Annotated in this window: 15 protein-coding genes and 1 pseudogene; 4 read left to right on the forward strand and 12 right to left on the reverse strand. The window is 43.7% G+C overall.

Annotation, left to right across the window (positions count from 1 at the left end; genetic code table 11):
- Positions 1 to 8 precede the first annotated feature (8 nt).
- A pseudogene (locus O9332_RS21585) lies at positions 9 to 131 on the reverse strand (transposase family protein); the annotation flags it as partial.
- A gap of 198 nt (positions 132 to 329) precedes the next feature.
- Between O9332_RS21585 and gloB the strand changes: the two are divergent.
- Positions 330 to 1103 (forward strand): hydroxyacylglutathione hydrolase, encoded by a 774-nt coding sequence (gene gloB / locus O9332_RS21590; RefSeq protein ID WP_002758783.1) that lies wholly within the window; start codon positions 330 to 332, stop codon positions 1101 to 1103.
- 175 nt (positions 1104 to 1278) lie between these two features.
- Here gloB and adhE read toward each other — a convergent pair whose 3' ends face one another.
- From adhE to O9332_RS21620, 6 genes are all read right to left on the reverse strand, one after another.
- Positions 1279 to 3945, reverse strand: a complete 2667-nt coding sequence (gene adhE / locus O9332_RS21595; RefSeq protein WP_288027360.1) for a bifunctional acetaldehyde-CoA/alcohol dehydrogenase — start codon at positions 3943 to 3945, stop codon at positions 1279 to 1281.
- Between the two features lie 464 nt (positions 3946 to 4409).
- Positions 4410 to 4919, reverse strand: coding sequence for a hypothetical protein (locus O9332_RS21600; protein WP_002758781.1), 510 nt, complete (start codon positions 4917 to 4919; stop codon positions 4410 to 4412).
- Positions 4916 to 6154 (reverse strand): ATP-binding protein, encoded by a 1239-nt coding sequence (locus O9332_RS21605; protein ID WP_002758780.1) that lies wholly within the window; start codon positions 6152 to 6154, stop codon positions 4916 to 4918. Before O9332_RS21605 ends, O9332_RS21600 begins: the two co-directional genes overlap by 4 nt.
- A 288-nt stretch (positions 6155 to 6442) precedes the next feature.
- Positions 6443 to 9148: a phycobilisome rod-core linker polypeptide gene (locus O9332_RS21610; RefSeq protein ID WP_288027346.1), complete on the reverse strand. Its 2706-nt coding sequence runs from the start codon at positions 9146 to 9148 to the stop codon at positions 6443 to 6445.
- A 174-nt stretch (positions 9149 to 9322) separates the two neighbouring features.
- Positions 9323 to 9661, reverse strand: a complete 339-nt coding sequence (gene cutA, locus O9332_RS21615) for a divalent-cation tolerance protein CutA (protein ID WP_002758777.1) — start codon at positions 9659 to 9661, stop codon at positions 9323 to 9325.
- A gap of 126 nt (positions 9662 to 9787) precedes the next feature.
- A complete protein-coding gene (locus O9332_RS21620) occupies positions 9788 to 10495 on the reverse strand; it encodes a Crp/Fnr family transcriptional regulator (protein ID WP_002758776.1) in 708 nt (235 codons plus the stop codon).
- Between the two features lie 55 nt (positions 10496 to 10550).
- On the opposite strand from O9332_RS21620, the gene O9332_RS21625 reads away from it, so the two are divergent.
- From O9332_RS21625 to O9332_RS21635, 3 genes are all read left to right on the forward strand, one after another.
- A complete protein-coding gene (locus tag O9332_RS21625; protein WP_043999037.1) occupies positions 10551 to 11750 on the forward strand; it encodes an acetate and sugar kinases/Hsc70/actin family protein in 1200 nt (399 codons plus the stop codon).
- A gap of 432 nt (positions 11751 to 12182) precedes the next feature.
- Complete coding sequence (locus tag O9332_RS21630) at positions 12183 to 13979, forward strand: protein kinase domain-containing protein (RefSeq protein ID WP_288027348.1); 1797 nt, start codon at positions 12183 to 12185, stop codon at positions 13977 to 13979.
- A 31-nt stretch (positions 13980 to 14010) separates the two neighbouring features.
- Entirely contained in the window at positions 14011 to 15327 is a 1317-nt protein-coding gene (locus tag O9332_RS21635; RefSeq protein WP_288027350.1) for a serine hydrolase, read from the forward strand.
- Positions 15328 to 15384: 57 nt separating this feature from the next.
- Here the strand turns inward: O9332_RS21635 and rsgA are convergent, their stop codons facing one another.
- The 5 genes from rsgA to dnaK form a co-directional block, all read right to left on the reverse strand.
- Positions 15385 to 16461, reverse strand: coding sequence for a small ribosomal subunit biogenesis GTPase RsgA (gene rsgA, locus O9332_RS21640; protein WP_288027352.1), 1077 nt, complete (start codon positions 16459 to 16461; stop codon positions 15385 to 15387).
- Positions 16462 to 16683, reverse strand: a complete 222-nt coding sequence (locus tag O9332_RS21645) for a sulfurtransferase TusA family protein (RefSeq protein ID WP_002738399.1) — start codon at positions 16681 to 16683, stop codon at positions 16462 to 16464.
- A gap of 2 nt (positions 16684 to 16685) precedes the next feature.
- Positions 16686 to 16850, reverse strand: coding sequence for a hypothetical protein (locus tag O9332_RS21650; RefSeq protein ID WP_288027354.1), 165 nt, complete (start codon positions 16848 to 16850; stop codon positions 16686 to 16688).
- A 25-nt stretch (positions 16851 to 16875) separates the two neighbouring features.
- Positions 16876 to 18000 carry a molecular chaperone DnaJ gene (dnaJ, locus tag O9332_RS21655; protein WP_288027356.1) on the reverse strand — a complete coding sequence of 375 codons (1125 nt, stop codon included), beginning with the start codon at positions 17998 to 18000 and terminating at the stop codon, positions 16876 to 16878.
- A 231-nt stretch (positions 18001 to 18231) separates the two neighbouring features.
- A complete protein-coding gene (gene dnaK / locus O9332_RS21660) occupies positions 18232 to 20280 on the reverse strand; it encodes a molecular chaperone DnaK (RefSeq protein WP_288027358.1) in 2049 nt (682 codons plus the stop codon).
- Positions 20281 to 20635: the final 355 nt, after the last annotated feature.

Here is a 20635-nt window from a genome sequence, read left to right on the forward strand (position 1 = left end):
TCTCTCTAACCTGAGTATCCTAGCATTGTTCCCAGTATTATTACTACTAATACTATCCATAAAGGGTGTCTTTTTCCTTTATCTTTCCGAAAGTCCTTGACTTGTTTCAGTTTTTCTATTAAGCTCAACATATATTTAAAAGGTTGGCGGTCACTTCTCATTTTACAAAGACAGTGATCGCTTTTACTTTTGATATTCTGATGGGAGAATGAAATAGCCCTACGTTGACGCGACCACCCTAAAAAAGTGGCGTGGTGAGGAATCGCCGTCCGTTTTACGCCGGCGAGGATGTCAAATGATCGAGTTAAACCTTAGCCCAAGATGCTACCATGGAGATCGAACGTCTTAACGCCCTTTCCGATAATTATATTTTCCTCCTCTACGATCGAGCGCAAAAAATCGCAGCCGTGGTGGATCCGGCGGAACCTGAACCCGTTTTCAGGCGATTAGAGGCTTTACAGGTGGATTTAGTCGCTATTTTCAATACCCATCACCACGGCGACCATGTGGGGGCTAATCAGGCTTTAATTAATCGTTATCCCCATCTTTGTGTTTATGGGGGAAAGGAGGATCGCGGTCGCATTCCGGGGCAGCAGCTGTTTTTAGCGGAGGGGGATCGGGTGGAATTTGCCGGTCGCTCGGCCGAGGTTTTCTTTGTCCCCGGCCACACTCGCGCTCATATTGCCTACTATTTTCCCCCAGTTAACCCCGGAGATTACGGCGAGTTATTCTGTGGTGATACCCTGTTTTCGGGGGGTTGTGGTCGTTTATTTGAGGGAACACCGGGGCAAATGGTGGCTTCTTTAACTAAATTGCGATCGCTGCCTGACCAAACCAGGGTTTGGTGCGCTCACGAATATACGTTAAATAATTTAAAGTTTGCCTTGACAGTTGACCCTAATAATGCTGCTCTGCAACAGCGTTATCGGGAAGTGGAGAAAAATCGCGCCCAAGATATTCCCACGATTCCAGCAATTTTGGGGACGGAAAAGCTGACTAATCCTTTTTTGCGTTGGGATAGTCCCGCTTTGGCAATGACCATGGATAGCAACGAACCAGTACAAGTGTTTGCACGGCTGCGGGGGAAAAAAGATAATTTTTAAGTAGTCGTGCCAAATAAATTTCCTAGTGAAGAAAGGCAATAGGCAATAGGCAATAGGCAAGGGGGTAGGGGGGATTCATGGTAGGGTTGATTCATGGTAGGGTTGATTCATGGTAGGGTTGATTCATGAATCAACCCTACTAGGGGGTAGGGGGGATCCAAGGCAAAATCGATCTCTAAAAGCTCAAAGGTTGCGGATCTAACTTCAAATCGGCAAGACTGACCTCACCGTGACCATTTACCGCCACCTCTAGGGGCAAATTGCCGTGATAAGCTTGGATTAACAGGGTTTTTAAGTCCTCGATCAGGGGATAACGGGGATTGGCTCCGGTACACTGATCATCGAAAGCTTGTTCGGCTAAATGGTCTAATTTGGCCATAAATTCGGCTTCACTTTCGGGAATTACCTCTTTAATACTGGCCGGAATACCGATTTCCCGTTTTAGACATTCGATCGCTAATACCAATCTTTCCACACTTTCGGTCTCGCTTTCTCCCCCCAATCCCAAGGAATGAGCGATCCTGGCATAGCGCCACTTCACGTTAGGATATTTGTACTGAGAGAAGGTGGCCTGTTTAAAGGGGGCATCGGTGGCATTATAGAGGATGACGTGGGAAATCATCAAGGCATTGGCCAGACCGTGGGGAATGTGGAAAATGGCCCCCAATTGGTGGGCCATGGAGTGGCAGATGCCTAAAAAGCCATTGGCAAAGGCCATTCCTGCCATTGTCGCCGCGTAATGGACTTTTTCCCGCGCTTTCGGGTCTTTAGCTCCGTTATGATAGGAACTGGGCAAGTATTTAAACAGCAGTCGGATGGCATCTTGAGCAAGAGCATTGGTGTACTCTGAGGCTAAAACCGAGACGTAGGCCTCAAGAGCGTGAGTTAAAGCGTCAATTCCGCCGTAGGCTGTTAATTTTTTCGGCATATTTAGCACTAATTCCGGATCGACAATTGCCATGCTGGGAGTTAGGGCATAATCTGCCAGAGGATACTTAATATTATTACGGCGATCGGTCACGACGGCGAAGGGAGTCACTTCCGATCCTGTTCCCGAAGTGGTGGGAATACAAACCATCAGAGCTTTTTCGCCTAAAGGGGGCAATTCATAGACTCGTTTGCGGATATCCATAAAACGCATGGCCAAGCTCTCGAATTCTATCTCTGGATGCTCGTAGAGTAGCCACATAATTTTAGCGGCATCCATGGGGGAACCGCCACCGATAGCGATAATCACATCGGGATTGAAGGTATTAATGACATTTAACCCCCGTTCGACGGTTTCTAGGGAAGGATCGGGTTCCACATCATAAAAGATATTAATCGTGATGCCGATTTCTTCTAAAACTTCCTCTAAAGGTGCGGTAACTCCTAGGTCAAAAAGAGGTTTATCGGTGACAATAAAGGCCCGTTTTTTGCCGGCTAATTCCCGAATAGCGACCGGTAATGACCCGTATTTAAAATATACTTTTGGTGGTACTCGGAACCAAAGCATATTTTCCCGGCGCTCGGCCACGGTTTTAATATTTAATAGGTGGGTAGGTTCGACGTTTTCGCTGATGGAATTACCGCCCCAAGTGCCACAACCGAGGGTTAAACTAGGATCGAGACGGAAGTTATAGATATCACCGATCGCACCTTGGGAGGAAGGGGTATTAATTAATACCCGGGCCGTTTCTACGTTGTCTTCAAAGCGTTTAATATGTTCCCGATTTGAGGGTGCGGTATAAAGCACGGCCGTATGACCTCGACCCGCAAATAAGACCAGTTTTTCGGCTTTTTTCACCCCATCTTCAAAGTCTTTCGCTCGGTACATAGCTAAAATTGGCGAGAGTTTTTCGTAGGAAAATGGTTCCTCTAAACCAATATTTTCTACTTCTCCGATTAGTAATCGGGTATCTTCGGGAACGGAAATTCCGGCCATGGCGGCTAATTTTTCCACTGGTTGCCCGACGATATCGGGGTTGATATGACCATCTTTTAGGAGAATCCCGACGACTTTTTCCCTTTCTTCGGGGGAAAGAAGATAGGCCCCGCGATCAATAAATTCCTGTCGAACTTCTTCATAGATGCTATCGACAACGATTACCGATTGTTCGGAGGCGCAAATCATGCCGTTATCGAAGGTTTTACTGAGAATAATCGAGGAAACGGCCATTTTTATGTGAGCGGTTTCGTCAATTAAAGCGGGAGTATTGCCGGCACCGACTCCTAAGGAAGGTCTTCCCGAAGAATAGGCCGCTTTTACCATACCGGGACCGCCGGTAGCGAGGATTAAATTAATGCAGGGATGTTGCATTAATGCTTGGGAAAGTTCCACCGATGGCTGATCGATCCAACCAATAATACCGGCCGGCGCACCCGCTTTGACGGCCGCTTCCAAGACAATTTTGGCCGCCGCGATGGTGCAGTCTTTCGCTCGCGGATGGGGGGAAAAAATGATGCCGTTGCGGGTTTTCAGGGCAATTAGGGCTTTAAAAATGGCTGTAGAGGTGGGATTTGTGGTGGGTACGATCCCCGCTAAAATGCCCACGGGTTCGGCGATTTTTTGCAATCCAAAGGATTTATCTTCTTCGATAATGCCGCAGGTTTTGCTGTGTTTATACTTGTTGTAGATGATTTCTGAGGCAAAATGGTTTTTAATCACTTTATCCTCTATTACCCCCATCCCTGTCTCTTGTACGGCCATTTTAGCCAGGGGAATGCGAGCGTTGTTAGCTGCTAATGCCGCTTTTTTGAAGATAAGATCTACTTGTTCTTGGCTATAGTTGGCAAATTGTTGTTGAGCTTTTTTTACCTGTTGAATGAGTTCTTCTAGCTCTTGTCTATTGGTAACTATCATAACAATTTTGTCGAAAAAATTAGGCATTTTATTCTACTCTAGCGTTTTTCGGCAGGGGATTCGCTTAATCTTGGGATTTTCTTTATAGTTTCCTAAGCATTGGTATTATAGGATACTAATCCTAAATCCATTGAGCATAGGTTACATATCAGGACAGGCACTCATGCAAGAGGCACTCATGCAAAGGGGAGAATAAATAATCAGTTTTTAATAACTGGATTTAGTATAAATTAGGATTGACCAGTACCTAGAAAAAGTTTGAGGACAGAGACTCAATGATCAAGTTACCAGAAATTCAAGCTGGTGTTCGAGAAGCTGGTTCTATTCCGCACTCCTTGAGTGAAAAGTTTAAAGTTGATCACAGCTTGGCAACGGATTCAGGGTGAGATTCAACATCAAACTAGGATATCTCTAAACTCTAAAAAATCAATATCTTCAGAGCCACCGAATCAAAGAGAATTAAATCACTCAATTTTGATGATATTTTGAATGATTAATCTAAACCCAGTTTCTTGGCGAAATTTTTCCATCCTCTCCTGTTGTGAACTCTGAAAGGTAGGCTTTTTGTTATTGGCAATGTAGGCTTTTCTAGATGAATAATCCTCTCTACCATGATTTTCAATAAATACCCGAATTGTGTTTCTTAGTTGCTCTTCTCCGTCTCCTACCCACCCCGAATTTTTCCCCTTTCGTTCTTTTAATTCTACAAAAATCAAACAATTAGCATAGGTCAGCATTCCATCACAGCGTTTATCCATACCACTACCATCGACTTTTCTAATTTCAATACATTTATCAATAGCGGTAAATGTCACTTCAATTTCTTGATAGTTTTCCACAATAGCAATCCAATCCCTGGGATTTTCTGTATCTAAATAAGCGGGAGTTTCTGGGGGAAATGGCGGATCACAAATTCCAAATTCATGCCGATGGGTTTGACTCTGACATTTTTTATCAAAGAAATTGATCTTCATAACTGTTCTTCGATTTCCAGTAAATCATCAAAAAGCTGATTTGTCTCTCCTAGGGAAAGATTGAGATAATTTTCATCAGAAGGTAAACCATTATATGTAGCAAGTTCTCGGATTTCTCCTTGCTCTGTTAATTCATATACAATAGCATCTTCTGCCGCTATACAAGAGGCTTTCGGGACAATTTGGTTGAGCTTTTCTTGGAGATAATCGGCGTTAGAAATCGCTGATGATAGGATTTTTTTGATAACTTTATCTGCTTTGATAGCTAGGGTTAGATCGTTGATAATATAAGGACTATGAGTAGTTAAAATTAGTTTATTTCCCTGGGTTAAATTGGCAAATTCAAATAATTTATATAAAATCTTTTTCTGAGATTGAGGAAATAGATTCTGCTCGATTTCTTCCACAATATTTACAAAACACTCATTGCGGTATTTAGAAGATAATACTTCTAGTGCCACCTTTTTTAGTTTATCGGAAAGATTATCATTAGAGATAATTTTCTCGATTTCCATTTTTAATCTTTTTTGCTCCTCTCCACTGAGTTCATTGCGGGAAGTTTCTTGAGTTCGATTAATCGATAAAGCAATATTTCGAGAAACGAGAAATAAAGGAACAAAAGACTGAAAACCACTGGAAGCTTCTGATAGATTTAGTTGATAATCACTACCCACAATCTTGGCCAGTCTATTGAGTTTATCAAATTCCAATTTAACCTCACCTACTGGCAAAGTCAAACTGCCAGATAATTCCTGTTGTGAGCGATCCAATTCTTCCCAGAAAGTATATAATGATTCTGGCAGTCCTTTGAGTTTTTCTGGCCATCTTACTGCACTCAAAAAGTTTCGCTCTGCTGGTACATACATAATTTTTGGTACTCGATACTTTGAATTATCAGTACGCTCGATCGATAATTTAGCATTTTCAAAACTAATTCGATAAACATCTCCATTGTATTCAATTTGGGTTTCGGGTAAAAAGTAATTGGTTAAATTTTGGTATTGACAAAAAGATTTAACAAAACGATTATATTTAGTCACATATTTTTCCTCTAAATCCCCACGATATAGAGCTTTTTCCAACCAGCTTAATGTTGATATTAATTTAGCAATGCTACTTTTTCCAGTTCCTTGATTACCGATAAAAATCGTTACTTTCCGAACGTCGATAAAACCATCATTTTCTAGTAAACCCGCCTTAATTGGACCGAAGTTTTTAACTTTAATTTGGCTCATTGTTACCCCCTTGATTGACGATAAGTAGCTGGTTATAATTAAATTAAAAATGGATTTTAGGTTCGATCCCCCCTGCCCCCCTTGATAAGGGGGGTGCCGATCCCCCCTTAGTCCCCCCTTGATAAGGGGGGTGCCGATCCCCCCTTAGTCCCCCCTTAATCCCCCCTTGATAAGGGGGGCATCTGATAATTTTTAACGCCTACCTACTTAATAAATTTTGGGCAGTAATTTGTCCTGAAAAAAAGCTCGTGTTGAACACGAGCTAAATTAACTAACTTCAAGGACTAATTAGCCACCGACTTTAACTACCGGTTTAAAACTGGGAACCACCAGTTCACTATCCTGTTTAGTCAGCTTATTGTATAAGCGTTCCGTATTGGGGAAATTAGCGGCTGGTAGAGTCGGGAAACGACGATAGGGAACCGTATCTTCACCAAATAATTGTAGGTATTCCATGCTATTAACCATGGCACCGATAAAGGCCTTTAATCCCTTAGTTGCCAGAATTTGGTTATATTTCTGGATTTCTTTTTGATTCAAGGGAGCGCGACCTAAGAAGTGCTTGGTTCCCAATTCAATTACTTTCGTATTCGGATAGGGAGCATAGAATTCTTTCAGGTAAAGATCCGAACAACCTAAACCCTCAATAAACTCTTTCACCGTGATCTCAGCATTGCTTAATTTACTCTCTAAAGCGGTAAATTCGGCATTGATGATATAGGGTTCGAGATCCCGTTCAAAAATCTGACGATAGGCGGCGCGAACAGTATTTTGTACGGCAACTTTATCCAGATTAGTTAACAGTTTAAAGATCTTAGTTTGTTCCCGTTGAACCGTGACACCTTGACCGACACGAGATTGAATATCGGGTTCAGTGCGAATTGAGACCGAAGGTGTACCCAATTCAATAAAGCGCGGGGTTTCCTCTTTATCAACTCTTTGGCCGATATCTTCGCGGAGATTGCCCAAACGCACCATCCGTAACTGCATCCCTTGGGGAGTTAGATAGCGCTCGTAGGGAACCGTATCTTCACCAAAAGCTTCCGTATATTCAGGACTGTCGATAAGGGCATCGATTAAAGCATAGAAGCCTTTTTTCGAGCAAAGATCGAAGTATTGATTCATTTCCTGACGACCGTAGGTGGGACGACCGAGCAGACGACGGTGAATATATTCGATCGCTTTCACCACATAGAGAGGAGTCCAGTAGATTTTCCGGAAAGCCTCGGATTTAGCTAGGGTTTTGATAAACTCGCGCAGAGTAATATCGCCATTTTCTAACTTAATCTCGGCCACGGATAAACGCTGACCTTCGTAGGGCATTCGACCGAAAACCTGACGATAAGCCGCTAAAATCACTCTTTGGGTGGAACTTTCGCCAAATTTAACGCTTACTCCATTGCTAGAACCGGGTAACTCGTTATTGAGACGGAAAACTTTCGGTCCCAAAGTACCGGGGAATTCACCTCGGGCGCCGGGGTTGCTATTTTGGTTATTAGTGGCAGGTCCGCGGTGGATGAGGATACGTTTGGTATCTTTACCGAAGGGAGCGGGACTAGAACTAGGTTCGCGGGTTTCTTTCGGGAAAATTGCCCCAAATTGGATTTCTAGGGGATCATTTCCGGAACCGTAAACGTGCTGATCCGGTAAGGGGCGATCGTATTTAGCAAAAGTGGTGATAAATTGGGGAACTTTGCGGAAAGGTGCGCTGTAGTTAAACAGGTCGATCTGCATCCCCCAGTTGCGACATTCCTGCGCTTCTGCACCCAAACCCCGGAGATAGGGAACGGTTTCTTCGCCGAAATAGTCGGAATATTCCTGAGAATCGACTAAAGCATCGATTAACGCCGCTAAACCGCCGCTAGAGACGATCGAGAAGTATTTCTGCACTTCTTCCCGGGAGGAAGGACCGCGACCGAGGAAATGACGAAAAGCCAATTCTAGGGCGCGACTATTGATAAAAGGTTCAAAGAACTGTTTACGATAGAGAGGCGATTTACCGAGACGACGGACGAATTCTTTCATCGAGATGTCGCCGTTTTTCACCTTCGATTCTAGGTCAGAAATGGACTGACTATAGGCGCGGGTGATGTCCCGTTCAAAAATTTGTCTGTAGGCAGCCTTGATAATCGAAGATTTTTCCGACTCCGATAAACCGGTTTTCATGACAAACTTTTGCCGTTTTTCGGCACCATTGTAGTAGCTTTGGGGAAGACTTAAACCCTGTTGGTCACTACTGGGACGCTGACGCAGTTTATTAGAGGGGGTGGGGGCTTTTAATTCCCCTAGTAGGATATTGAAATAGTCACTGATTAAAGTGGCCGCATCCTTGTCTCTCTGGAAATACTCGATCGAAGCGGCCCGCATTTCCTGTAGGGCCACGATGGTGGCATCAATAGAACAGGCATTTTCGAGAACTTCCCTTAAACCGCGGGTATTAACGATCAGGATACTGGTATCACCAGCCACGATCGCATAGGTAATATAACGCAGGAACCAGGATAAATCCCGGAGGGACTTCTGCATATTGCTCGGACCGTAACGAGAGACGTTAATCGGTCGGAATCCGGGGGGAATCGGGCCGCTAGAGGCGAAAATCCCCTTTAAGCCACCGAGGATGCCACTACCGCCACCAGACCCGCTTTCAGCGTAGGTAACGGTTCCTAATTTCATCCCTTCCTGGACGTTGATAACTTTACCCGCACCCACCAGGGCCAATTCTTCCACGGGGGGTTTTTCTAGGTAGGCCATGGGTGAACCACCGGTAAAAATCCGGTTAGCTGCCCGCGAGACGATCAGATCGGAGTTCCGGGTGAGCGTTTGGGCAATATCTAAACGCTTGCTCCCCGATTGGAAGTAGGCGATCAGTTCGTTGAGTTCGGGTTTATCGAGAAAGCGGTCTTGTTGTTCTGCTTGGGTAATGGCAGATACTGGGACGGTTTGATAGAGTTGGGGACGCGCTAAGGAGCTGCCACCGCTTGCCTTAAGACTCATTGGATTTTAACTATCTCCCTTGACGATGTGCTGAGTTCTCCAATCGTGGAGGCGATCGGTCTTAAAACCAGATGTTTAAAAATTTAATCAGCATCTAGATTAAAACTTTTTGCGCTTCCTGAGATAGTTTATTAAGAATTATATAGATTTTTTTCGCTCAAGTTGCCGATTGGTCTATTCTGACACCCCACCTGTATGGGAGGCTAACCAGTCTAAATAGGTCTGTGAACCCGCCACAATCGGTAAAGCGATGATTTCTGGGACGGCATAGCTATGAAGTTCCTGTATCTTCGCCGATAACTGCTCAAACTGCTTTAAATCGGTTTTGATCACTAATTGCCATTCGCTCTCGTTTTCAATCTGTCCCTGCCAACGATAAATGGAACGAATCGGGTAAATACTGACACAAGCTGCCAAGCGCTCGTTAAGTAAGGCGATCGCTAGGTGTTCCGCTTCCGTTTCGCTGGCCGTTGTCACCAGCACCACTCCAAAACCGATTAATCTTTCAGTCATACTAAATCCTTTGAGTATAGGCTACATATCAGGACAGGCAAAAGGCAATAGGCAACAGGCAAAAGGCAATAGGAGGAATAGATAATCAGTCTTTGATAACTGATCACTGATAACTGATAACTGAATTTAGGTGATCACTTTTTCTAAAGCGGCCAGATCGGGAATACAGAGATATTCCTGCCGTCGTTGAATCAGTCCTTTTTTCTGCAATTTGGTCAGGGAGCGGGTCACGGTTTCCCGGGCCAAGCCACTAATACCACTCAATTCCCGGTGAGGTAAATTAGGAATTATCGCACCCTGACCGCTTTTTTCTCCTTGACCTTCGGCTAAAAAGAGTAAAGTATCGGCGACTCTGGAGAGACTATCGGCCTCGCGCAAACGTAAACGCCGGTTAACTTGACGCAAACGCTTGGCCATTAACTGAGAAAGACGAATTCCCGCTAAAGGCTCCGATTTGAGCAGATTAACAAAATCTTGGGCGGGAATACTGCTAATTGTGGCCGTGGTTAAGGTGATAGCATCGCTGGAGCGGGTAGATTTGTCTAAAGCGGCCATTTCTCCGACTATTTCCCCTTTACCGACGATATTTAAGGTGACTTCTTTACCCGACCTATCGTAAGTACGAATTTTCACCCAACCATCCAGAATAAAGTAAACCGAACCACCCCAATCATTTTCTAATAAAATCGCCCGATTAGCAGGATGAGTTCGGGTGACAGCATGAGAAGTAACTTTATCGAGGGTTTCAGGGGGCAAACCGACCAATAAGGTGGCTGTATCCAATAATTTTTGAATCTCTGCTGATTTTTCCGCAGGATAGCGTTTTTCTTCCATGGTTTAATATTTAAATTTTGTTCGTTTTAGGCAGGTGATTCTACAATGGAAAGTTGTGGGTATTTTTAATGATCCAGTGACCGATAAACAGGATTTTTACTCCCTACTGACCGAGATCGATCGGATTCTTGCCAAGGTGATTTCCTCTCTAGTTAACCCGCAAGAAGTTACTTCCGAGACAATTATCGCCACTCGTCAACATTTAGAATCGGCCAGAGTGATGCTTTCTCCCTTATTGTTGCCCGCTCCAACCCCTGAAGTTGCCCGTTGGTCCCTGGGAATGGAGGTGCAACCAGAGGGGGTAAAAGTTGTCTTTTTTCGGGAAAGCCAGGGACTGATCGATTTTTATCCTCTTTCTTGGAGTCTGGCAACGGGAACAAGCGATCTCTTACCCTGCTCTCAGGTGGAAGAATATCTAATTAGTTGGCTATCTAATCGGGATTTTAGCACCGATTCTTGGCTCTGGGAAGCCCTAGATCGATTAGAAGCTATTATTATCACCGATGACGGGGAAACCCCCACGGATGACCTGAAAAAAGCCCTTCTCACAGCGCAACTAATACCCCCCGATCGCCTATCTAGTCTAGAAACAGCGCTCGCTACTGCTCTGGCCCATATTCCCACTAGCGACCAACCCCAACCCCAAACCCTACTGGTTATCGAAGGGAAGCGGGAGACCACCACTTTAGCAATAGTGGAAGTCCCACCGCAAACTCGCTCTTTATCCCGTCAAGCGATCGCTCTGAGCCATTTTAACTACGGGGAAAACACCTATGAACGGGCCATACTCTCTCACTTAATTTATCCTCTCTGGCGTTCTTTTTTGCCTCTTTCCCGCTCCGATCTCACCGATACTAATCCCTTAAAAAAATCTTTACTGGCAGCCGCTAGATTAACCAAATTAATCCTGCAAGAAGAAAGCGAATTTACCTCCTCTCTAGCCGGTCATACTTGGACGGTCAGTCGCACCGATTTAAATAAGAAGGTCATTATACCATATCTAGATAATTTAAGACAAAAAATTAATGATTTGTTAGAAAAACAGCAAAAAAGTCTTGAGGATATCGATCAAATAATTTTTAGCGGTAATTTTTTCTTAACCATTTGGCCCTATTTTATAACAGAAATACAGCAAGAATTTGCTGGTTGCAATCTAGAGTCCCCCAGTCAGGAAAACTTCTCACCAGTAATCTTGGGTTTGGGTCGTCTCTGTTTATTTTCGGCTCTTAGAGGTGAGAAGGTCAATAATGCTTAAAAACATCAACGTCAGAAGTAAAACGTAGGGTGCGTTAGACGGCCAAAATTGCTGCTTTGACTTGAAGGTAACAATCCGTCGTAACGCACCACCTATCATCAACTAAGTAGCCGGTTACAATTAAAGATAAAATACAAAGAACCAGAACCCTGTCCCACTATCTCACAATTAATTGAGATTACTTACTTAACTGGTGCGTGGGGCGCAGATTGCTAATTTTGTTTTTTTATTCAAGGTTATTGCCGCAAACACGCCCCCGACATTATTGCTAAATGTTAAATTTTATTACAGGATGCAACATTGGTGGTCTAGATGGATTTAGATTATCCACATAAATGGTCAATTAAATACCCTCTTTATCTGATTTGCCCTGCCATCACCTCAGTTATTAGTTATCGGTGGAGATTGTTAAGTAAACAGTAATATTTCCCCATGACGGATTTAATTCTACAAAATCGTTACAAAGTCTTGCGATTAATTGCCGATGGTGGTTTCGGAGAGACTTTTTTGGCAGAAGATAGCCAAATGCCTTCAAAACGTCTCTGTCTGATTAAACAGCTAAAACCGATTAATGACAATCCCCAGGTTCACAATCTCGTCAAAGAAAGGTTTGAGCGAGAAGCGGCTATCCTGGAAAAATTGAGCGAAAATAGTCCCCAAATTCCCAAACTATACGCTTATTTTGAGGAAAATAATCAATTTTATTTAGTCGAGGAATTTATCGAGGGAGAAACTCTCAGCCAAAGAATACAGAGTAAAGGAGTTTTTACCGATGATCAAGTCAAAGAGATTTTAGTTAGTATTCTACAGGTTTTAATTTATGTTCACGGACAAAAAATTATCCATCGAGATATAAAACCCGATAATATCATTCTACGGATTTATGATAATTTACCGTTCCTAATTGATTTCGGTGCAGTTAAAGAAACTATGGGAACGGTGGTTTCTAATTCCGGGCATTCTCTTAATTCTATTGTTATCGGTACTCCCGGTTTTATGCCATCAGAACAAGCGATCGGTCGTCCAGTTTATAGTAGTGATCTCTACGCTTTAGGATTGACGGCTATTTATCTACTAACTGGCAAAACTCCTGAAATGTTAGAGAGCGATCCGATGACAGGAAAAATTTATTGGCGGCAGTTCGCTTTAAATACTAATATCAGTTTAGCAGCCGTCCTAGATAAAACTATTTCACCGCGCTCTAACGAACGTTATTTAACCGCAAAAGAGATGTTAGAAGCGCTACAAAATACCCCATCAATTGTAGCAACAAATATCGTTGTTCCTGCTCCTACTCCCGCTCCTACTCAGGTAATTTCTCCTGTAACGTCAAAACCTGTTTCTAATCCCCGCACCTTACCTGAATGGGTGAAAGCGATAATTATAGGGAGTATGATCGGTACTGGCATTTTAGGTGGTTTTGTCTTAAGTTATTATCTCTCAAATTCTTCTGGAGATGAGTCAATTTCTCCGTCACCTTCCCCAGAGAATCAAGACTCAGATATTACCATTAATAATGAGTTTCCTAAAAACGTCTGTGGAGATGAGAATATCACCGATACTTACTATAAAGTTGTAGTAACTGACGAGGATAGTTTAGAGAGAGTTAAAAATAACTTTTGTCGCGATGCTTTTGTTAATGATGGTAATATTCAGGTAGCAACTTTTAGTGACTTAAATCGCGCTCAAGATTTACAAAGGCAACTAATTAAATACTTTAATCAAGTTAAAATCACCCAAGGTGTCATCGATACCTCACCCAGTCCTGAAGCTGTCTATTCACCTGTTCCTCAACAGACAGTTAACTCTATTTCTCGTTCAGAAGCGGTGGATTTAATCGAGCGCTGGTTAAAGGCAAAAAGAGATATTTTCGGTCCTTCCTATCAAACCTATTTAGGAGAAGAATTACTTACAGGTAAAGCTTATGATTACAACATAAAGCGCTCTGATGGTCAAGAAAGTTCTTCCGAATGGTTAGCTAATAATGGCTCTTATTATATCTATGGAGTTCAGAGAATAGATTCAGTTAATAATTTTACAGCCTCTGGGGATCAAGCTACAGTGGATGTGGTGGTTACTGAAGAAAGAACCCTCTATAACAATCAGGGTAAAATTGATCGAAAAAATAGTGCTTTTAGCACTTCATTGGTTCGCTATAATCTCCAAAATGATCGGGGACGATGGAAAATAGCTCAATATAGAACCATTAAAAATTTAGCTCGTAGATAAGTTGAATTAATCACAAAGTAGAAACAAAAAAATGAAAAATAACTCAGATAACAAAAAAACAGAGACATCTAACTACAATTATGAATACCATACTGGTATATCAGATATAAAGTTTCTGTTTATATCTAGCTTAGTAGCGATGACTTTTGCTGTGGTCGGTTTTTTAATCTTCAATCAATCTCAGAAAACAACAAATGTAACTGATGATAAGTCCTCCATATCTTACAGAAAATCTCCTCAGTCAATAATTAATAAAACCCCAGATATACCCACAATGAAAACTCCTATCACTTCGCAAACTGAACTTAATAATCAACAAATTGCCTTGCCATCTTTGCCTATTCCTGATAATAATAATCGTATCAATTTTCAAAAAACGTTTATTTATACTCCCGATAGACCGCCAAATTTTAAGCGGAACGACCAACTACAATCTATTATTAAAAATGTCACTGATTATGTTGCAGAGAATAACTTACCAACTGAGAAATTATCAATTAGCTTAATCGATTTTAAAACCAATAGTAGCGAAAATTATCAAGGAAATATAGGAAGATTTCCCGCTAGTGTTGTCAAGCTTTTTTGGCTAGTCGCTCTGTACGGTTATGTTAATTATCATCAAGGAGATATAGGAGAATATACTATTGAAATTCAAGAAATGATCGGAAAGTCAGACAATGAAGAATCAAGTAATATTGTTGATGCTATCACTGGAGCAAAATCAAATCATAAAAATATGAGCCAGTCAGACTATCAAGAGTGGTTAAAAAAAAGAAATCTACTTAATCAATATTTTGTTGATGCAGGTTATAATGGTATCAATATTAACCAAAAAACCTATCCCATTCCTTCTAAAAAAATGTTTAAACCTCAAGGTGCTGATTTAAAAATGAGAGGCAATGATCCTAAAAATCCGATTAGAAATAAAATTACAACTGAACAAGCTGCTAGATTAATGTATGAAATTATTACAGGACAAGCTATATCACCAGAATCTAGTCAGGAGATGCGATACTATTTGAACAGAATAAACATGATGCAAGATGGCAGCTGGAAAAATATTGACCCGAATCAAGGTCAAGGTCATTTTAATCCCATTAAAGGATTTTTTGGTGAATATTTTGCTAACAGTGACCCTAAAAATATCCAAGAATTTGCTTCTAAAGCTGGTTGGACAAGTGACAGTCGTAGTGAGGTAGCTTATATTAATGATGGTCAAGTTGCTTATATTTTAGCTGTATTTACCCAAGATGCTGCCTACGCTCAAAATTGGCAAATTTTCCCAAAAATTTCTGAATTAGTCTATCAAAAAATGCAGCAAATGGACTCAAAGTATAACACCCCTTAACATCTTTTCCCAATTCTTACTTTAGTAACCCTGAAGATAAAGACAACCGAACCGATTCTATTCAGAATCATCATTATAAATATCTTGGAGAGTTTTATTTTCGTAGCGTTCCTGATCTTGATTTTTGCCGCGACGGGAAGGACGACGATATTTTTTATTAGCTAATTTGGGTTCGTAGGTTTCTTGACCTGCTTCTTTAATTTTTAACTTTAAACTTGACTCTTTTGTGCTAGTTTTCTGCAATGACTGTTCTCGTGCGATCGCCTCTTCTAAAAACTCTAAATAATGTTGGTAACGTTCCCAATCTCCCCTAACCACACAGTTAGGTTCCCGACGGTGAGTACAATCATTAAATTGACAATTTCCTAAAGCTAAACGCTGTCTCACTTCCGGAAAATAAAAAGTTAATTGTTCCGGTGAACAGTTAATATCCGGTTGGTTAAAACCCGGACTATCGGCCAATAAACCCCGATTTGGTAAAGCAAATAACTCCACATGACGGGTAGTGTGACGACCTTTTTGCAGTTTTCCCGACACATCCCCCACCCGTTGATTAATCTCAGGAATTAGACAATTAATTAAACTCGATTTTCCCACTCCCGAAGGACCGGCCAAGAGAGTGATTTTATGGTTTAATTGTGCCAATAAAGCCTCAAATCCCCTATTTTTCTCCACACTGACAAAAAAAGGCCGGTATCCCCAACCAGCTAGGCGATCGCCCCAGATCTCTATTTGTTCCGGTTCCCCCAGATCGATTTTATTGACACAGACCGCAATTTCTAAGCCTGTGGACTCGGCTTTCACCAAAAAACGACTAATCAGCCAAGGATCGAGGACGGGTTCAGCAAGGGCAAAAACTAGCAAAATCTGCTCGATATTAGCAACGGCCGGCCGATCGATCTCGGTACTGCGGGGGAGGACTTCTGCGATCGCACCCTGCCGATCATCAAAATTGGCTTCCTCCACGCGCACCCGATCGCCAACCATCACCGATTGACCGATTTTTTGCAAGCGAGCGCGACGGGTACAGAGAAGATTCTCGCCCATAACGGCAGCATCCAAGCGTACCTGATAGAAATTCGCCTGTACAGCCACCACTGTGCCGTATAAATCGGTTAATTGTGCATCTACCATTTAGGAATCGGGGCGATAGACTTTGAGAACAAAAAAGCTATCTCGGTCCTCGATCGATTCTATCTGATAACCCTCCACTGTCAGGCTAGTGGGAACCTGTTCGATCGGTTCCCCGGCATCTAACCAGACTTCCAAGCGTTCCCCGGCGGTCATTTTCTCTAATTGCAATTTTGTGCGGACAAAATTAATCGGGCAGGGAGTGCCGCGCAGGTCTAAAGTCATAGTTATTTAGGGTTTCCTGAAAAAGTTTCTCCTGGGGGCAGGGTGTGGGGTGTGGGGTGTGGGGTGTGGGGTGTGGGGTGTGGGGAGAATAAATAAAATAATCTCCCATCTCCTGACTCCTGAATACTGCCGACCGCCGACCGCCCCCTGCCTCCGTTATCCGACAAGATTTTTAGATTTATTCAGCCTGCCCTATTTATGGAAGATATTACCTAAAAATCCCTCGATGCCGCCTTTCCCCACGGTTTCCCCGCGAACTTTTGCTAATTTTTCCAGTAAATCCCGTTCTTCTCCGGTGACACGGGTAGGAATCGAGATTTTAACGGTAATGCAATGATCACCGCGACTGACGGGATTGCCTAATTTAGGAACCCCCTTATTTTCTAAAATCAGTACGGTGTTCGGTTGAGTACCGGCAGGGATAGTCAGGTCTTCTTGGCCATCTACCGTATTAACTTTAATAGTACATCCTAAAATCGCTTGGATATAACTAATCGAGATATTGGATTTAATATCATTGCCTTCCCGTTGAAATTCTGCATCTGTTTCCACGGTTAGATAAACGAATAAATCCCCCGGCGGCCCGCCTTTAAGTCCTGCGTCTCCTTCCCGGGCAACGCGCAATTTCATGCCGTTGTCAACCCCTGCGGGGATGGTAATTTTCAGTTTTTTGGTTTCCTGTCTGCGTCCGGAACCGCCGCAAACATCGCATTTTTCCTCGATCACCTCTCCAGCACCGTCACAGGTGGGACAGACCGAAACTTGAGCAAAAGTACCGAAGGGAGTACGGGTAGCGCGACGCACCTGACCAGTACCATTGCAAGTAGTACAAGTGCGGGAACTGGTTCCTGGTCTAGCCCCACTGCCTTTACAGGTTTGACAGGTTTCCAGATGACGGATGCGGATTTCCTTTTCGCCGCCAAAGACCGCCTTGCGGAATTTTAGTCGAAAATCGAGACGTAGATCCTCGCCCCGGGTAGGGCCTGTGCGTCGGCGGGCCGTTGCTTGGCCGCCTATGCCCCCGAAACCACTAAAGATTGTCTCAAAGATATCGGCGAAACCGCCCATATTGTCGGGATCAAAACCGGCAGCGCCCCCAGAAACCCCAGCTTCACCAAAGCGGTCATAACGATTGCGGGTTTCTGGTTCCGAGAGAATTTCGTAGGCGCGGTTAATTTCTTTGAAGTGTTCCTCGGCTCCTGGTTCTTTGTTAACATCGGGATGGTATTTTCGGGCGAGACGACGATAGGCGCGTTTGATGTCTTCTTTGCCGGCATCTCGCGAGACACCTAGAATTTCGTAGTAATCAGTGGGCATAGGGGGCTATGGTTCTGCTGGCAATTTATAAATAAAGTTTAAGTCTAGTTGTTACTTTAACAAACTATACATAATAGTTTAGTTGGGTTATCCCTACTATTTTTGCTGGGGGTTAGGGGTTGGGTAGTGGGGTAGTGGGGTAGTGGGGTAGTGGGGTAGTGGGGAGAATAAATAAAAATAATCTCCTGTCTCCTGTCTCCTGTCTCCTGACGACCGATAGCTTTTCCCTTTTTAATCTACGGCCTCGTAGTCACTGGCACTCATTTCTTCGCCATCGTAGGGGTGATCATCACTGCCCGATTCGCTGAATTTAGTTTCCAGATTACCATAGGTTCTGGTTCTAGTGTGGGAGAAGGTTTGCCCGTCGGCGAAGATATTGGGGGGAGTGGTCCGGATGCGGGTGGGTCGGGTCAGTTTTTCGGTGACATCGATCGATTCAAAATCAGTACCGTTGAGGATTTGGGTGTCCTCTTGTTTACCCCTGTAGATGCGGGTACCGATTTCGAGGACAATCTGACGAAATTCTTCCAGGATGGTTTTTAGCTTTTCTGGGGATATGGAAGGGTCGCGCAGGGCGATTTCCAACTGTTGTCGCTTCTGGTCGGCCAGTTGCCGGATATCGGGGGCAACTAACTCGCTGTTTTCCCTGAGGGTGACTTCGTAGCTATAGAAAAGACTATCGCATTGCTGGCGAATATCGATCATTTGCAGACGACCGCGATCAAATTCGGCGTATTTTTCGGCTTCTAGGCGCATTTTTTCAATTTCGTTCGGTTTCAGCCCTCCAGTATGACTAATTAAAATGCTTTGTTCTTTGCCGGTGCCTTGGTCGCTGGCGGCCACTTTCAAGATGCCGTTAACATCGATCTCGAAGGCTACTTCGATTTGTGGCATACCCCTAGGGGCGGGAGGAATTCCCGTCAGGAGAAATTTACCGAGGGTTTTATTATCCCGGGCCATGGCCCTTTCCCCTTGCAGAACATGAATTTCCACCGAAGTTTGACCATCGGCAGCGGTGGAGAAAACCTGAGATTTACTGGTGGGGATAGTGGTATTGCGATCGATAATTTTGGTAAAGACTTCGCCGAGGGTTTCAATGCCGAGGGAAAGGGGGGTGACATCGAGGAGGAGGATAGCTTCTACTTCTCCACCTAAAACTCCAGCTTGAATCGCCGCCCCCAAAGCAACGGCCTCATCGGGGTTAACAGAGCGATCGATCTGGCCTGCAGAAAAGAAACGGGAGATTAATCGCTGTACGGCGGGGATTCTGGTGGAACCGCCGACGAGAATGACACGATTGATATCGCTAGGCTGCAGTTCGCTATCTTTGAGGGACTGTTGTACGGGTTCCAGGGTTTTTTCCACTAATTCTCTGGTTAATTCCTCGAATTTAGCGCGAGTTATTTCCAATTCTAGGTGTTTAGGGCCAGTTTCGTCGGCGGCGATGAAGGGGAGATTGATCGAGGTGGTAATCAGGCTAGAAAGCTCGATTTTGGCTTTTTCGGCGGCTTCTCGCAGTCTTTGGATCGCCATGCGATCGCTGGATAGATCGATGTTTTCTTGGCTTTGAAAGTTCTCCACCAGCCACCGCACTAAGAGGTTATCAAAATCGTCCCCCCCAAGATGGTTATTGCCGGCGGTGGCTTTCACTTCAAAGACTCCCTTTCCCAGTTGCAGGATGGAAACGTCGAAGGTTCCTCCCCCTAGGTCAAAAACGAGGATATGTTGATCTTCGTTTTGTTTATCTAAACCGTAGGCTAGGGCGGCGGCGGTGGGTTCGTTAATAATTCTTAATACTTCTAGTCCTGCGATTATCCCCGCGTCTTTAGTGGCCTGACGTTGGGCATCGGTAAAATAGGCGGGAACTGTAATCACGGCCTCGTTAATCGGTTCTCCCAGATAGGCCTCAGCATCGGCCTTTAATTTTTGCAGGATCATGGCCGAGATTTCTTGGGGGGTAAATTCCCGATCGCGAATTTTGATATTGACGGTATCATCGCGACCGCGTTGGCAATGATAGGCAACTCGTCCCCTTTCTACCTCGGTGTCTTGCCAACGCCTACCGATAAAGCGTTTGATGCTATAGACGGTATTTTCGGCATTAGTGACCGCTTGACGTTTGGCCAGTTGTCCCACTAGGCGCTGGCCTTTGCCGAATCCCACGATACTAGGAGTTGTCCTTCCCCCTTCCGAGTTAGGAACTATAATCGGCTGACCTCCTTCGAGTACCGCAACACAACTGTTGGTTGTCCCTAAGTCGATGCCGATGACTTTTCCCATGACGCTCTAATAATAACGATAGTTAATAGGATACCTGGACTTCCCCCATACGTAAATACCAAAAAATTAACAAAACCCTTACTGCAGGTCGCTTCTCAGAAAAAATTGACAAGCCGTCAATGGGTACATTTTCCCCTTGAAAATGGCTGTACCGTTGACTGTATCTAGAGTAGAGCGATTCCGTAGAGTTGGCTGTATAGTGATCGCTAACCTTAAGGGACTTCCAAAAAATAAACTATTCATGCTCAAGAATAATAATCATTCTCGGAGTGTAGGAGGTAGGGGTCGATGGTTGCCTCCTCCTTCCAATTTTGTAGTAGAATTAATCCTGTACATTATTAATCAAGTTTTTCTT

It is taken from the genome of Microcystis sp. LE19-10.1B, from assembly GCF_027530565.1.
In the GTDB taxonomy this organism is placed as follows: domain Bacteria; phylum Cyanobacteriota; class Cyanobacteriia; order Cyanobacteriales; family Microcystaceae; genus Microcystis; species Microcystis aeruginosa.